The following is a 14,685-nucleotide window of genomic DNA, read 5'->3' on the forward strand; positions in this document are numbered from 1 at the left end:
AATGCCAAGGAAGCCCGCACGCACTGCACACCGTCCCGCAATGTGCCGACTTAGGCTCCGTTGCGCAGCAAGGCCGCACGGTCGGCAGAGCACCGAACGCCTGCCGCGCAGACCGTGCACTTTCCACCACCGCACACGCCTCCTGACGAGGGAACACCATGAAGAAGATCACGGCCGCTCTCGGCCTTGCGGGCACCCTGGCGGCGTCCGCCATCGCGCTCGCGCCGTCGGCCTCCGCACTCAGCTGCCAGCAGGACACGCTGTACACCGGCTGGCAGACGGTCAACTGGACCGCCAACAAGGCGGCCGACGGCTGCCACGACCTCAACCTGACCATGGCCGGCGCAGCGGGCGGCACCGGCTATGACGGCTACCAAGGCTGGTACGTGAACTCCTCCGGCAACTGGACGCCGGGCGCCTCCGGTTACCACTGGGTGAGAGACGGCTACTACAGCCTCGGCTCGGTCGTCCTCGTCTCCAACCTCACCTCGGGCCGTACCTTCGGCGTCTCCGAGTACAACTCCGGCTGGGGCGTCGTGACCATCGCGCACTGACACTGCGGGCCGCACGGCCCGTGACGCTGCCGACAGACGCCTGCGCTCCAGCCGCGTCTGTCGGCAGCATCTGTGCCACACCACACCAAGTACCTTTGGAGACAAGGCAGCACATGCGACGCGCCACCCGGTTCCCGCGCAGGTCCGTCGGGACCACTCTGGCCCTCGTGGGCACGCTCCTGCTCCCGGGCCTGACGTCGTGCTCGAGCCCGCAGCCCACCGCTCAGGCGTCCAGCCGGTCGGCCGCCCCCGCTCCACCGACCACGGTGACCCGTGCGATGCCGTCGGACATCGCGGCGGTGCTGTTGCCGTCGACGGGCCCGCAGACCCGCTGGGCTCAAGGTCTGGACACCTTCGGCACCTTGGCGGCCAAAGCCGCGACCCGGTCCTGCGCGGACTCTCACGGCGTGACGATGCCTCAGACGATGCCCGGGATGTTCTTCCGGATCATGGAGATTCCGGATCTTCCCTTCATCCGCCTGCACGGCTTCGACGGCGGCTTCGCCCCCGGGGAGTCCTCCACCGCGGCTCCGGCCGCGGCCCCGGCCTCCCCGAGCCCCGCGCAGCAGCGCTGCACGCGGGAAGGCATGAAGGCAGGGCGGGAACTGAAGGACATCTACGTACCGCTGCAGTCGAAGTGGTGGACCCGAACAGCCTCGCTGCGGCGCGACCCTCGTGTCGAAGCCGCGTTCCGGCACTTCGGCGCGTGCCTGTCCGACCACGACGTGCCGGCCAAGGACGAGAACGCCTTCTTCGCCCTGGCCGACCGGCGCATGCAGGCCGGTGACACGGCCGGGGCCCAGCACCTCGGCAACGTCTACGCGACCTGCATGACCCCCGTGGAAGCCGTCCGTGAACCGCTGCGCAAAAAGCTGAACGCCCAGTTCCGCGCCGCCCATGCGTCCGAGCTCAAGAGGCTCAACACCGCGCTCCCGGCGAAGATCCACGAACTTGAGAAGCGCTACGGCATACAGATCTCGTTCCCGGCCCCCTGAAGGTTCTCCTTCACGTACTGCAGAGCTTGGGCGCGGTAGTCGCGAGGACTGAGACCGTAGGCGGCGCGGAAGGTGCGGCTGAAGGCTGCGGCGCCGGTGAAACCCCAGCGGGCAGCGATGCTCTGGACCGGCTGCCGACGCAGGTCGGGACGAGCGAGATCGGCTCGGCAGTGTTCGAGCCGGCGTCGGCGGATCGTCGCGGCCACGCTCTCGGGCTCGTCACGGAAAAGGTCGTACAGGCCGCGCAGGGAGAGATGGTGGTGCTCGGCGATGAGGCCGGGTGTCAGATCCGGGTCTGCCAGATGACGGTCGATGAACGTTCTGACCTGGCGGAGCAACAGCTGCGACCGGAGTTGGGCGGGAGACTGCTCGGTGGTCGAGCCCAGGTGCCCTGCCAGGCACGACGCAGTCAGATCCAGCACCGTGTCGTGCAGCATGTCCAGCTCGCGGGGCGCACAGTCGGGGCCCTTGCGCGCGAGATCCGTCAGGAAGCCGGCCAGGATCCCGGGCATCCCCGCGCCACCACGGATACGCCGCGCCAGGAGCCTGTTCATGTGCTGCGAGCGCAACGGCATACGAGCCTTCGGGATCTGCAGGACGAGGACCCCCACGCCACGGCCGTCCGTTCCCGAGCCGGACCGGTAGGGGTGGGAGGTGTCCCACACCGCCATGTCGCCGACCGTCAGCTCGGCCTCCCCGTCCTGTTGGGCGAACCATGCCGATCCGCTGGTCACCAGGGCGAGCTGGTACTGCTCCGGGTCTCCTTGACGGATCAGGGCCGGGGTGCGCCGCGAGCGCAGCGGAGCGTAGGCGAAGCGGGCCAGACGGGCCTCACCCAAGGCAAGTTGTCCCCCGTGGGCATAGAACCCGTCCGGGTCCGCGGTATCGAAGGCCGTGGGCAGCAGGACCTGGGAAACCGTCTGCGCGAACCACTCGAATCTTCCCTCCGGTGGCACGTCGGCCGCCGTCATCTGCTGCCACACCGTCGGCACTCCCCCGCTCGCGGCCTTCCGACGCGAGGGCCCCCGCCCCCGCAGGCCGTCAGCATCTTGATCTATCGAACACGTTCGCGCCACTGGCCACGCCGCGTCGTTCACCACCCGGATGACCTTGGCGGTGATGCCGTCCGGCAGGCCGTGGGCCTCGGTCGTATGGAGCGTCGTCGATGAAGCCCGCCAAGGGGATCGCCGAGGGCGCCGGGTCAGAAGCTGAACCGGAAGCCCCTCTGCATCAGCGCTCTATGTACCCCTGTTGAGAGTCCGCGTGTTCGGGGCATGTCCGGAAGGCAGCTCCACGGTGGAGACGACGCGGGTGAGCGACGGCGTACGCGGAACGGAGCCGAACCCGAAGCGGACGGGAGGGTCCACCGCGCGCAGCGCCCCGAGGTCCGTGCCGTCCCAGGTGGCGTCGACGGCGGTCACCAGGCGGTGATCGAGGGCCGCGTACCACTCGCGCCGGCCTCCCCCGGCGCTGCCGCGCGTACGGACGCCGGACAGCAGCCACCGGGCGGGCAGGTCGCACACGGCTGCCCAGACCGGCTGGGCCGCCACCCTGCGCGGAACGGAACGCAGCACATGGCCGAGCAGGTCCCTGCGCCCCGGTGTGACGCGCAGCAGCAGGGGTCCGGCAGACACGTGCCATGCGTCGGGTGCCGGCACGACGGCGACGGGGCACATGGTGACGGTGTCGAAGGTGTAGGTCGCTGCCACGAAGTCGGCGACCCGGGGCGTCGGGGCGAGCAACTCCCGGTACCCGTCCGGGTGTTCCACCATCACGTCGGCGAACGGACCCCAGGGAGACCGTGGCCAGTACCCGACGACCAGACGGGTCCCGGAGGCGGTGCCGACGCCTGCGATCCAGCCGTCGAAGTGCAGCCTCGGACCCCGGCGGGCCATCGCCTTCACTCGAGGCCCTTCATCCTGAGCTCGTACGTCAGCGCGTTGTCCTGCCACGCGGCCATGTGCTCCAGCTCCTTCACGAGGTGACTCGTCTGCCCTACCCCGTGAAACGAACGCACAGAACGGCGCACGGACCCGCGCGACGCGCTCATCGCGGCATGCGGGGTTGCCTCAGACGGCCATGCGAGAGGCGTCGAGAGTGACGCGGACGGTCTTGCCGTGTACGTCGGGTTCAACCGTGATGTCGGTGCTGAGCCGTTGGACGACGAACCAGCCGTGGCCACCGGGGACCGCGGGATTCGAGGATCGCGGCGTCGGCAGAGTGGCAGATCCGTCGCTGACACGGATGATCAGCGTCCGGCCCTCCACACTGACGTCGAAGTCCGTGACGCCTCCCGCATGCAGCATCGCGTTGGTGACCAGCTCACTGGTGATCAGACAGGCGTCCTGGAGCAGCAGTTCCGCCTGTCGCGCAGGGAGCGCGTCACACAGTGGCCGGAGCACCGCTCTGACGTGGTTTCGTGCTTCGGGACAGGTCAGGCTGGTGGTCCCATGGTCGGGCGGGCTCGCCATCCTGGCACCTTTCTGCCGTTCCGGACGCGTTCGGTCTGTTCCGTCCGGTGCGTGTACCGGCCCGCCTGCCCGCCCGGAGCCCCGGCACACGCGGGCAGCGCCGCGGGCCGGGCATCCGGGCCTCTAGCGGGGCCCGGAGTCGAGCTCGTCGAGGGCCGCTGCGAGGTCCGGCGCGATGTCGAGGATCTCGTCGGTGCCCGTGATCTCGAGCAGCCGCTCGACGCCGGAGTGCAGAGGTCCTGCGACACGCAGCGGGCGGCCCGCGGCCCGGTGGTCGGCCTGTGCTGTGAGGAGTTGGTTGAGGAGCACGCTGTCCGCGAAGGTGAGGGCCGACAGATCGATCACGGTGCTCTTCGTGTGCGGGTCACGCAGAGCCCGGGCGAACGCCTCGACGACCTCTGCGAGATTCTGCAGGTCCGCCTCGCCGGAGACCGTCACGGTGGTGACGCTTCCGTGCTGCTCGACGCGGGTGTCGCTTCTGCCTGATGTCATGGCCCGTACCTTTGCACACCCGGCGGCGCAACCGCACCGGACCCCGGACGTCCGCCCCGACACCCCGTGCTGCCCTGCTCCTTCAGAGGACGGCGTCCCTCCTGCCCGTCGGCTACGGCAGCGAGGTCCACTGCGCTCGGGACCGCCCCGGCGCGGCAGTCTCCGCCTCCTGCCGGGGCCCGGCCTCCGGCCGACCGCTCCGGCGCGAGAGGCCGCACCACATGCAGTCGCTGCCGTGCAACGGGGACGGGAGCGCGAAGGCCTCCAGGAACCTCGATGGCTCTGCACGGGCTTCGGAGGGAGTGTCCATGCCTCTGCCTGTGCCCCGTACGCCACTGATGACACGGGCGGATCGCGGGGCACTGTTGCGGCCCGGCGTTCGATGCCGCCGAGCCCGGGCGCAGGGGCGTGGGGCCGGTGATGCGGGGGAACCGGGGAGGAGCGTTCGACCCCCGGTCGCCACCGAGCCCATACGACGAAGAGAGCGAGGCACGCCATGAGCGTCGCGGACCCTACGGAGCCGAAGGGCATCAGCAGCGCGGACGCCAGGTCCCAGCTCCGTTCGGTACTGGCCGAGGTGTGCTGCGATCCCCCGCTGCCCGAGGTCCGGCGCCTGCGCGACGACGCCTTGCTCGTGGTCAGCGAGCTCATAGCGAACGCGCTCCGGCACGCGGGCGGGGTGACCCGCTTCAGCATCCGGCTGAGCAGCGATGAACTTCAGCTCCGGGTCAGTGACGACAGCGCTGCGAGCCCGCGCGCGCTGGACAACGAGCCCGGCCGGCCGGGGTGTTACGGCTGGTCGATGGCACGTCGCCTGTGCTCGCGCCTCCAGGTCACCACGGACGCGTGGGGCAAGACGGTCACGGCCGCGCTGGCACTCCCTTTCGCGCCGCAGCACTGAAGAACTGAAATACGGTCAGCTGGAACCGGCGAAGAGAGCGGGGCAGCCTGCGAGTTGGCCGCGGCCGCACACGCCATCTGCGCATCAGGGACATGTTCTTTTCACAAACCTGTTTGATCCGCGAAGTCACGGCCAGACGGAACGCATGGCTGACGATACGAAGACAACGCAGACCGCACAGAACACAAAGGCCGCCACGACGGCGCGATCGGCCGGCAAGTCCGCCGCTTCCAAGGCGTCGGCGGCCGCGAAGAAGTCGTCGTCGACAGCGTCGGACCTCCGCGACAAGAGCGCCGGCCAGGTGAGCGCTCTCACCTCCAAGGCGAAGGCGGGCGGCGCGTTGCTGTCCACCGTTCCCGCGAAGTCCCTCCAGGCCGCGACGACCGCCTGGAGCGTCATCAAGAACCGCAAGGCGATCGCGGCCGGGGCAGGCGGCGGCGTCCTCGCCGGACTGGCGGGCGCCTACGCGCTGGGGCGGGCGAGCGCCCGGCGCGGTCACGGCCCGATCACCCGGTGGACCGGCGGACGGTTCTGACCGCACGCGCGAACCCTCGACGCCCGCAGTCGGGGAGCCCGGCCCCAAGATGGTGGCCGGGCTCCCGGCTGCGGACTCATAACAGGGGGTTGCTTTCGGAGCCGAGCCCGTACGTCTCAGCTCACCGAGCCCGAGAAGCAGCGAGAGGTTCGCGAGCCACGGAGTCGATGAATGCCGCCGACCACAGCAAGAGCGCGACGCTTCCGCCGGGTGTGACCCAACGCCGGCCTCGGCCCTACGAGGCGGCCGCGCCGCCGGTTCGATGTCGCGCGGATAGAGGAACGCCTCCGTAGCCGGCCCGGTTCAGGGGGCGTCGCGTCAGCGGGCGTCAGCAAGCGCGACGGACACAGTGATCCGCTTGCCGACCGGCGCGCGGTGCACACTGAAGCTCTGGCACACCGCCATGACGATCTCCAGCCCGTGCTGCCCGATCCGTTCCGGGTCTGCCGCCTGGACCGTCGGGAGCGTCGTACCGCTGTCCCACACGCTGATCTCCACGGCGGTCCCACTGAGCTCCAGGTCCACGAGGCACGGGCCCGGCGCGTATTTACTGGCGTTGGTCACCAGCTCGCTCACGACCAGCTGGACCACACCCATCGCCTGGGGCGACACCGGCAGACCGTACTCCGCCTGCAAGGACACCAGGAACTCGCGGGCCATCAGCCGCGCAGCCGCGATCTCCGCACTGCTGTCGAAGGCCGCACCGCGCGCCGGCGGCCTACCGATGTGCGCCTCTTGGCGCGGGGTCTGCACAACAAGGTCCATGAAGTCCGCCTCACATCCGAAGCGCCGTTAGTAGCTCAACCCCCATACCCCCGAAACAGGACCGTACCGCGCCCATGCCAGATGAATCTGCCCGGCTGGATCAGAGCACACGGGCCGGGCAAGACGGGGCGTCCCGTCTTGCCCGGCCGACATGCTCTCACTCCCGGGCTAGAAGTAGTGCTTCCGTCCGCCGACGGCACGGCCCGTGGCTCCGAGCAGCCACAAGATGGCGCCGACCACAATCAGGACGCTGCCTATCGTCGTCAGCAGCCCCATGCCCACGAGCAGGCCGATGATCAACAGGATCAGTCCAAGGACAATCATGACGACTCCATCCGTTCGAGTTCTGCGGGTCGATGTGCACGAAACGGTCTCCGGCCCGCTGCGGCCGTAGCCGCGAGACGGCCGGGCAGGTGCCAGCTCCGCAGTGAAATGACCACCGCAGCCACGGCCGCCAGGGTCAGGGCCACGAGGAGAGCGGTGAGATCCCAGGGCGGCAGGCCATCCCACTGGGGCCTGTCCGTCGCCGCCACTGTTGCCCTCATCAGCCGCCTCGCGTCCTTGAACCGTTTCGCTTCCGCACTTCCGAATGCCCCGCAATCACCGCTGCACGCACACAACGCTCATGGAATCGCTCAACTTCGACCTGCCTCTTTGTCATCCGCGCTCAGGACCGTCCCCTTCGAGAGGTACTTGCCAGGAGGCGACCGAGGGTAGATGGTTGCCGCACGGCAATAATTCCGAGCGATTGAGGTGAGGGGTTCGCACAGCGGGCCTTGATGTTTGTGACTTCCACTCAGCAAGACCCTGCGGTGAGCGGCCGCACTCCGGCCGATCTGGCCTGGACGTCGGTGCCCTGCCCCGTGCTGATCGTGGACCGGTCCGGACGGGTACTGCACACCAATCCGCAGGCCACGCAGCTCTTCCCCAAGGCGCTCCCCGGGGCGGACCTGAGAGACAGCGTGCCGTGCTGGCTCACCCGAGCGCACGCTGAGGTGACCGCGGGCGCCGCGGAGCCGGGGCCGGTGGCCTCCGGACCCGTCGGAGAGCGGACGTACGAGGCGCACCCCAGCGTGCACGGCGGGACGGACGTGGTGTGGTGGCTGGTGGACGACACCGATCACCGCCTCGCCCGGGAGGCCCTGCGCATCCAGCGGGAGCGGACCGCGTTCCTGGCCGAGGCCTCCAACACCCTGCTCTCCTCGCTGAATCTGGACCGGTGCATGGAGGTCACCGCGCAGCTGGCGGCCGAACATCTGGCGGATGCGGCGGTGGTCATCACGCCCGGCGCCGGGCGAGGGCTGCCGGTGGCGACCTGCGAGCACGCCGGGCGGGTCCGGCGCTCCCGGTGGAACGTCGACCCGCAGGAGGTGCCCGGCCTCGCCGAGGCCCTGCAAGGATTCCCCCCGGTGCCCTCGCGGTGGATCAACCCGATGAACGCGCCGGACTGGTTGGTGCCCCGAAGGATTCGGGGACGTCGGTTCGATCGTGGTCACCCCCCTGCCCGGGCACGGAGTGTCCGCCGGTGTCCTGATCCTGCTGCGCCGCGGCGGTAACCCCTCCTTCAGCGAGGCCGAGGAAGTCTTCGCCAGGCTGTTCGCCGCGCGGTCCGGAGCGGCGCTGTCCGCGGCCCGCCTGTACGCGGAGCAGACGCAGATCTCGCAGGTGCTGACGCGCGAGCTGCTGCCCCCGGCGCTGCACCAGATCTCCGGGGTGGAGTTCGCCGGCGGGTACCGGCCCTCACAGGACCGGGACCGGATCGGCGGCGACTTCTACGACGTCCATCCCGCCGGCGTCGAGGGCGAGCCGTCCTTCGCGGTCCTGGGAGACGTGTGCGGCAAGGGGCTGGAAGCGGCCGTCCTGACCGGCAAGATCCGTAACACTCTGCACGCGCTCCTGCCGATGGCCGATGATCACCAGCGGATGGTCGAGCTCCTCAACGGGGCCCTGCTGAGCTCGCACCACACGCGGTTCGCGACGCTGGTGATGGCCTCCGCGGTCCGCGCGGAGAACACGGTCGAGCTGAAGGTGACCAGCGCCGGGCATCCGCCGTCCCTGATCGTGCGCGCGGACGGCACCGTGGAGGAGAGCGCCTCTCGTGGAAGCCTCGTCGGTGTGCTCCCCCAGGTCCGCGCCACGACGGTGCGGGAGTCGCTGGCTCCGGGTGAGTTCTGTGTGCTGTTCACCGACGGGTTCACGGAGGCCAAGGGCGGGCCCCTGGGAGACGAACTCTTCGGCGACGACCGGCTGCACGCGGCGCTGTCGCACTGCGCGGGCATGCCGGCCGAGGCCGTCGTGGAGCATGTGCAGATGCTCGCCTCCCAGTGGGTCGGCGCCGGCCGCCACGACGACATGGCGATCATGGTGATCGCCGCCCCCCGCACTCACCACCTGAGCATGGGGGGCGGATACGCCCGCGGCAGGTTCACCTCATGACCGGTACCGCTCTGACCCTCTCCGGCCACCTCGAACTGCTCTGGCAGGCCGCCGTGCGCGGCGACGAGGCGGCCGCCACGCGCGCCGCCCTCGGCGCCCTGGAGGCGGGCATACCCGCACAGGACGTCCTGCTGGACCTGATCGCACCGGTGCAGCGCCGAGTCGGTGAGGAATGGGCGGCCAACCGGCTCACCGTCGCCCAGGAGCACGCCGCCTCCGCCATCAACGACCGCGCTGTCGCCGCCCTCTCCCACCACGTCACGCCCCGACCGACGCCGGGTGGAAAGGGCCGGATCACGGTCGCGTGCGTGGACGGCGAGTGGCACGGGCTGCCCGCCCGTCTGCTCGCCGAAGTCCTCAAGCTGCGTGGCTGGCAGGTCGACTACCTCGGCGCCCAGGTCCCCGCCGACCACTTGATCGCCCATGTCCACCACACCGGCCCGGACCTGGTGGCCCTCTCCAGCTCCATCCCCACCCGACTGCCGACCGCGCACGCCACCATCACCGCCGTCCAGGCCACAGCCACCCCCGTTCTGGTCGGCGGAGCCGCCTTCGGTGCCCAGGGCCAGTACGCCGCCCTCCTGGGCGCCGACGCCTGGGCCCCCGACGCGCGCGCGGCCGCGGACCGCCTCGACCGGGCTCCCCTTCCGCGGCCCGCGGCAGCTCACCAGCCGATCGACGACCTGCCGCACCTGACCGATCAGGAGTACACCCTGGTCACCCGCAGCAGTCCGCAACTGGTGCGCGCGGTCATGGACGGCCTCGACGAGCGATTTCCCGCGATGCGCCACTACACGGCGGCCCAGCGCGAACACACGGCCCAGGACACCGCCCACATCGTCGACTTCCTGGCCACCGCCCTCTACGTGGGCGACTCCGGCCTGTTCACCACGTTCATCACCTGGACCGCCGACATCCTCAGCGCCCGCGACGTACCCGCGCACGCCCTGCTCCCGGCCCTGGGCCTGCTGGGCGATCAACTCAAGGACTTCCCCCGCGCCCTGTCCCTGCTGCGACAGGCGTCAGACCGACTCACCGCATCGGAGACCGCGGACCTGACCGGAGAGCCCGCATGAAGCCGACCCACCACCTGAGCCCGCGGCTGTACCTGGACGTCGTCCCGGCAGCCGACAGCACCACCTTGCACCTGGCGGTGAAGGGACTCCTCGACTACGAGAACGGCGACGACTTCCTCGAAGAAGCCACCCGGCACATGACGGCCCGACCCGAGCTGCACGACCTCCGCCTGGACTGCTCCGGCCTGGAAGGCATCGACTCCACCGGCCTCTCCGTGTTTCTCATGCTGCACCGCCGCACCACGGCCGCCGGCGTCACGCTGCGCCTCGAGTCCCGGCCAGCCTTTCTCGAGCGCCTGCTCAACCTCACCGGGACCCTGCCCTACCTCGCCCCCGCAGCCGCCGACCCGACGTCCAGGGCGCGCCGCCGGAACGTCGACATGGCCTATGGTCGAGAGCCGCAGGACGGCATGTCCGCCGACCCCCCTGGTGCCGGACCGCGGGCCAGCAGGCCGGAAACCACCCTCTGAAGGCCGCCGAACCTCCCTCACTGCGAGGGGTCAGCTTCTCGAACGGGGACACCCATGAGCGAGCCCACCGATCAGGCTCACCGCAGCGCCCACCAGGTCGCCCTGCTCGCCGAACTCCTCGACCTCTTGTGGGAACAGGCACGCCATGAGTCCCCTCCCCCGCTGATACCCGCCCAGCAGCTGCGGGTCATGTCGGTCATCGACAACCACAACGGCATCCCCATGCGTGACCTCACCCGGCGCCTGGGCTCCTCCGCCCCGTCGGTCTCCCGGCTGGTCGATCGCCTCCAAGCGCTGGGCTACGTCGAGCGCCACCCCCACCCCGACAGCGCTCGCGAAGTGACCCTCACCCTCACCCGCCCGGGACACACCCACCTGACCCGCGTCCGCGAACACCGCGAACGCCTTCTGGTCCAGGCTCTGGAAACCTTGCCCGCAGAGCAGAGCACGGCATTGTCCACGGCACTCGGGCACCTCAATCGAGCTCTGGCGCCCCGGCCCGGCCCACCTCACGCCGTCCCCCTCGTCCAAGCCGTCTCCACCGCCGCGCCGCGCTCGGCCGAGTCCCGTACGGCCTAGGAGTCCCCCCGGGAGCGTTCACGACCGCTTCCGCCGGGCCGGGCTGACATAGGGGCCCCGATCACGGTTACAGGTAGGCCATGAAGCGCATTGGAGCTGTGGTCTTTCTGGTGGTGTGCGCGGTCGCAGGGCTGATCGCCGCTCTCTTCGTGTCGCCGTGGTGGTGGCTCCTCGCCGTGCCGGCGGTGGTAGCCGCCGCCGTCGGGGTCTACGACCTGGTGCAGCCGTGGCACTCCGTACTGCGCAACTATCCCGTGCTCGGTCACGCCCGCTTCTTCCTGGAAGCGATACGGCCCGAGATGCAGCAGTACTTCGTCGAGCGCAGCTTCGACGGGCGGCCCTACGACCGCGACACCCGGGACATCGTCTACGAGCGGGCCAAAGGGGTCGACGCCGAAGAGCCGTTCGGCAGCGAACGGGACATGTACAGCCGCGGCTACGAGTTCCTGGTGCCCTCCCTGCGGCCGGTCGACGTACCCGAGCGGCCGCCCCGCGTGCGGGTCGGCGGGCCGGACTGCACGCGGCCGTACGACATGGCCCTCCTGAACGTCTCCGCCATGAGCTTCGGGTCGTTGTCGGCCAACGCCGTGCTCGCCCTGAACACGGGCGCCGCCCGGGGCGGCTTCGCCCATGACACCGGTGAGGGCGGGTTGTCCGAATACCACCTCAAGCCGGGCGGCGACATCATCTGGGAGATCGGCACCGGGTATTTCGGCTGCCGGACCGAGCACGGCGAGTTCGATCCCGACCAGTTCCGCCGGAAGGCGGCCCACCCCTCGGTGAAGTGCGTCTCCTTGAAGTTGTCCCAGGGAGCGAAGCCCGGCATCGGCGGTGTCCTGCCCGGCGGAAAGGTCAACGCGGAGATCGCCCGGGTCCGGGGTGTGCCGCAGGGGGAGACCGTCATCTCGCCGCCGTACCACACGGTGTTCACCACGCCGCGCGAGCTGGTGCGGTTCATCGCCCGGATGCGCGAGCTCGCCGACGGCAAGCCGGCCGGGTTCAAGCTCTGTCCGGGATCGCGGGTGCAGTTCCTCGCCATCTGCAAAGCGATGCTCGCCGAGAACGTCACACCCGACTTCATCGTCGTGGACGGTGCCGAGGGCGGTACCGGGGCAGCTCCCCTCGAATTCGCCGACAACCTCGGCATGCCCCTCACCGAAGGGCTGATCACCGTCCACAACTGCCTGGTCGGCACCGGGCTGCGGGACCGTGTCCGCATCGGTGCGAGCGGCAAGGTTGCCACCGGGTCGGACATCGTCAAGCGCCTCGCCATGGGGGCCGATTACACGAACGCCGCGCGGGCGATGATGTTCGCCGTCGGCTGCATCCAGGCTCAGCGCTGTCACACCAACCGGTGCCCCACCGGGGTCACCACCCAGGATCCGCGCCGCGCCCGCGCTCTGGACGTCGGCGACAAGTCCGAGCGCGTCCGTCGCTTCCAGGAGGCGACCGTCCGCAGCGCGATGCAGATCATGGCGGCGATGGGCGTGTCCGACCTGAGTGAGCTCGCTCCGCGACATCTTCGGCGGCGCGCCACCGACGCCGACGACTTCCGCTCGTACGCGGAGCTGTACGCATGGCTGACTCCGGGCGAGCTGTTGAACGGTCCGCCGCACGGCTGGGCCGAGGACTGGAAGGCGGCCGACCCGGATTCCTTCGCCGGCTGACCGGGGCGCGCATCCTGGTCTCGTCAGCGCGCGGACGGAGTCTGCCCCATCGGAGGATCTCCCACAGCCACCACGGCCTACGGGCACGGTCGGAGGAAGGCCACCCGGACGCGCCGGTGCGGAGTGGCCTCCCCCGCCACGGGGCAGGAGACCCCCATGAAGCTGCTGATCATCCTGGCCGTCATCGTCATCGCCGCCATCTGGTTCTCGAAGGCACGCCGAGACCGGTGAGCCCGAGCGGCCTGATACCGGCACACATGTGAGCCCGGCCGGACACCGAACCCTTCCCTGGACTCCCGACAGCCGGTGCGTCGCGCCCTACGGCTTCGTGCCCGCCTCGGCGGTGTCCGCGGCATCGCGCCCGAACCAGTCCACGCAGACGACGAGTTCGTCGTCGTCCGCGGGGCTCGCTCCGCGGTACTCGGCGAGTTCGCGGAGCACCGCGCGGGGTACGGCTGCCGCGGGCAGGAGACCGGCGGCGTGGATGGCCCGGGCGAGCGCGCGCTCGCCGTAGGCCTCATCGGCCGTGCCGTGCGTGGCGTACACGCCGTCGCTCACGAAGATCAGGCGGTCGCCGGGGAGTACCTCGAAGTGCTGGGCGACGTAGGGCGTCTCCTCGAACATGCCCAGCGGGAACTGGGCCTCGAACGGGACGCGCTCCACCACCTTGTCGCGCTGACGCCACAGTTGCGGGGAGCCCGCGTCGACGACCCGTACCCGCCCGGTGGCGAGTTCGAAGGACAGCAGCAGGGTGGACACGTACTGTGCGCCACGATGCTGGGCGTAGAGGGCCTGGTCGGCCAGAGCCGCCTGATCGGCGATGTCGATGCCCGCCCGCCGCGCGTTGCGCAGGGCGTTGACCGCGAGATTGGTCAGCAGCGAGGCCTGGATGCCCTCGCCCATGCCGTTGGTGATGCTCAGCGTGAGCGTCTCGGCCGTGGTCGCCCAGTCGAAGTTGTCACCGTGGATGGCGTACGCGGGCTCCAACTGCGCGCCTATGGCGTACTCCTTGCGCGTGCAGGACCGCCCCGGGAGCAGTTGCCACTGCATCTCGGCCGCCAGGGTGAGCCGGCTGGCGCGGCGGGCCTGCAGATAGAGGTCGGTGTCCCGCTGGGCCACGACGATCTCGTGCCCCAGGAGTTCGGCCAGAGCGGTGAGTTCCTCGACGGCCTGCGGCGTGCATCTGTGTCTGCTGAGGCGCACCGTGAGAATGCCGAGTCTGTCGCCGCGCACCGTCACCGGCAGATGCAGGTCGACGGCGCCGTCCTGTGCGGCGTACTGCCCGTACGGCTCCTGGCTGCCGAACGCGCGGCCCTCGGGGCTCGTGTGCAGGGGCAAGGGCTGGGTGGTCTCGGGCAGCGACGTGACCGGTTGCAGGACGGTGAGCCCGTAGTCGGCCATGAGGAGTTCCACGCGCAGTGCCTCGTAGTGCTCGGTGAGAGCGCTCCGCACGGCATCGAGCAAGGCATGGGGGTCGGCTGTGCGCACGGCCCGCTCCACTGCCAGAAATCCACTCATGGCGACCTGCCTTCGTTGTATCGGGATATGTCGGACGGAGCGTAACGACCGCTCCGGGGGCTCCGGTGACCGGTACCCCGACAGAGGGGCCACGCGACCCGTGACGTCGGCCCGGCATCGAGGTTAACGATTGACAAGTATTGCCATACGGCAACTATTGAACCTATGGTGACGGAGTCTCAGCTCGGTCACGGACCGTCCGCCATCCGCAGCTCCGCGGGTCTCC

Annotated in this window: 16 protein-coding genes and 1 pseudogene; 10 read left to right on the forward strand and 7 right to left on the reverse strand. The window is 70.1% G+C overall.

Translation table 11 applies throughout. The features are described from left to right. Positions 1-158 precede the first annotated feature (158 nt). A complete protein-coding gene (locus AB0L37_RS03450) occupies positions 159-554 on the forward strand; it encodes a hypothetical protein (RefSeq protein ID WP_365499407.1) in 396 nt (131 codons plus the stop codon). A 113-nt stretch (positions 555-667) separates the two neighbouring features. Next, positions 668-1,549, forward strand: coding sequence for a hypothetical protein (locus AB0L37_RS03455; protein WP_365499409.1), 882 nt, complete (start codon positions 668-670; stop codon positions 1,547-1,549). Here AB0L37_RS03455 and AB0L37_RS03460 read toward each other — a convergent pair. From AB0L37_RS03460 to AB0L37_RS03475, 4 genes are all read right to left on the reverse strand, one after another. Further along, positions 1,516-2,532 (reverse strand): helix-turn-helix domain-containing protein, encoded by a 1,017-nt coding sequence (locus AB0L37_RS03460; RefSeq protein WP_365499412.1) that lies wholly within the window; start codon positions 2,530-2,532, stop codon positions 1,516-1,518. The genes AB0L37_RS03455 and AB0L37_RS03460 overlap by 34 nt on opposite strands. A 255-nt stretch (positions 2,533-2,787) precedes the next feature. Continuing rightward, entirely contained in the window at positions 2,788-3,444 is a 657-nt protein-coding gene (locus AB0L37_RS03465) for a hypothetical protein (RefSeq protein WP_365499415.1), read from the reverse strand. A gap of 174 nt (positions 3,445-3,618) precedes the next feature. After that, a complete protein-coding gene (locus AB0L37_RS03470) occupies positions 3,619-4,020 on the reverse strand; it encodes an ATP-binding protein (RefSeq protein WP_365499418.1) in 402 nt (133 codons plus the stop codon). 123 nt (positions 4,021-4,143) lie between these two features. Further along, the gene (locus tag AB0L37_RS03475; protein WP_365499421.1) at positions 4,144-4,512 is read right to left on the reverse strand and encodes an STAS domain-containing protein; all 369 of its coding nucleotides are present in this window, start codon (positions 4,510-4,512) and stop codon (positions 4,144-4,146) included. A gap of 496 nt (positions 4,513-5,008) precedes the next feature. Between AB0L37_RS03475 and AB0L37_RS03480 the strand changes: the two genes are divergently transcribed. Continuing rightward, positions 5,009-5,413: an ATP-binding protein gene (locus AB0L37_RS03480; protein ID WP_365499424.1), complete on the forward strand. Its 405-nt coding sequence runs from the start codon at positions 5,009-5,011 to the stop codon at positions 5,411-5,413. Between the two features lie 145 nt (positions 5,414-5,558). Then, on the forward strand, positions 5,559-5,948 hold the full coding sequence (locus AB0L37_RS03485; RefSeq protein WP_365499427.1) for a hypothetical protein: 390 nt from the start codon (positions 5,559-5,561) through the stop codon (positions 5,946-5,948). A gap of 318 nt (positions 5,949-6,266) precedes the next feature. On the opposite strand, the gene AB0L37_RS03490 is transcribed toward AB0L37_RS03485, so the two are convergent. Continuing rightward, positions 6,267-6,608 (reverse strand): ATP-binding protein, encoded by a 342-nt coding sequence (locus AB0L37_RS03490; protein ID WP_365500530.1) that lies wholly within the window; start codon positions 6,606-6,608, stop codon positions 6,267-6,269. Between the two features lie 273 nt (positions 6,609-6,881). After that, positions 6,882-7,037 (reverse strand): DUF6131 family protein, encoded by a 156-nt coding sequence (locus tag AB0L37_RS03495; protein WP_365499430.1) that lies wholly within the window; start codon positions 7,035-7,037, stop codon positions 6,882-6,884. A 455-nt stretch (positions 7,038-7,492) separates the two neighbouring features. Here AB0L37_RS03495 and AB0L37_RS03500 point away from each other — a divergent pair. The 6 genes and pseudogenes from AB0L37_RS03500 (at position 7,493) to AB0L37_RS03525 (ending at position 13,172) form a co-directional block, all read left to right on the forward strand. Continuing rightward, positions 7,493-9,149, forward strand: a pseudogene (locus AB0L37_RS03500) (GAF domain-containing SpoIIE family protein phosphatase). Beyond that, positions 9,146-10,225 (forward strand): cobalamin-dependent protein, encoded by a 1,080-nt coding sequence (locus tag AB0L37_RS03505; RefSeq protein ID WP_365499433.1) that lies wholly within the window; start codon positions 9,146-9,148, stop codon positions 10,223-10,225. The pseudogene AB0L37_RS03500 and the gene AB0L37_RS03505 overlap by 4 nt, the downstream one beginning before the upstream one ends. Beyond that, on the forward strand, positions 10,222-10,695 hold the full coding sequence (locus tag AB0L37_RS03510) for an STAS domain-containing protein (RefSeq protein WP_365499436.1): 474 nt from the start codon (positions 10,222-10,224) through the stop codon (positions 10,693-10,695). The genes AB0L37_RS03505 and AB0L37_RS03510 overlap by 4 nt, the downstream gene beginning before the upstream one ends. A 54-nt stretch (positions 10,696-10,749) precedes the next feature. Continuing rightward, positions 10,750-11,274: a MarR family transcriptional regulator gene (locus tag AB0L37_RS03515; RefSeq protein ID WP_365499439.1), complete on the forward strand. Its 525-nt coding sequence runs from the start codon at positions 10,750-10,752 to the stop codon at positions 11,272-11,274. Positions 11,275-11,354: 80 nt separating this feature from the next. Beyond that, the gene (locus tag AB0L37_RS03520) at positions 11,355-12,941 is read left to right on the forward strand and encodes an FMN-binding glutamate synthase family protein (protein WP_365499442.1); all 1,587 of its coding nucleotides are present in this window, start codon (positions 11,355-11,357) and stop codon (positions 12,939-12,941) included. 123 nt (positions 12,942-13,064) lie between these two features. Then, positions 13,065-13,172, forward strand: a complete 108-nt coding sequence (locus AB0L37_RS03525; RefSeq protein WP_365499445.1) for an LPXTG cell wall anchor domain-containing protein — start codon at positions 13,065-13,067, stop codon at positions 13,170-13,172. Positions 13,173-13,259: 87 nt separating this feature from the next. Here AB0L37_RS03525 and AB0L37_RS03530 read toward each other — a convergent pair whose 3' ends face one another. Next, positions 13,260-14,459 (reverse strand): PP2C family protein-serine/threonine phosphatase, encoded by a 1,200-nt coding sequence (locus AB0L37_RS03530; protein ID WP_365499448.1) that lies wholly within the window; start codon positions 14,457-14,459, stop codon positions 13,260-13,262. Positions 14,460-14,685: the final 226 nt, after the last annotated feature.

The organism is Streptomyces sp. NPDC052225 (assembly GCF_040679615.1).
GTDB lineage: Bacteria > Actinomycetota > Actinomycetes > Streptomycetales > Streptomycetaceae > Streptomyces.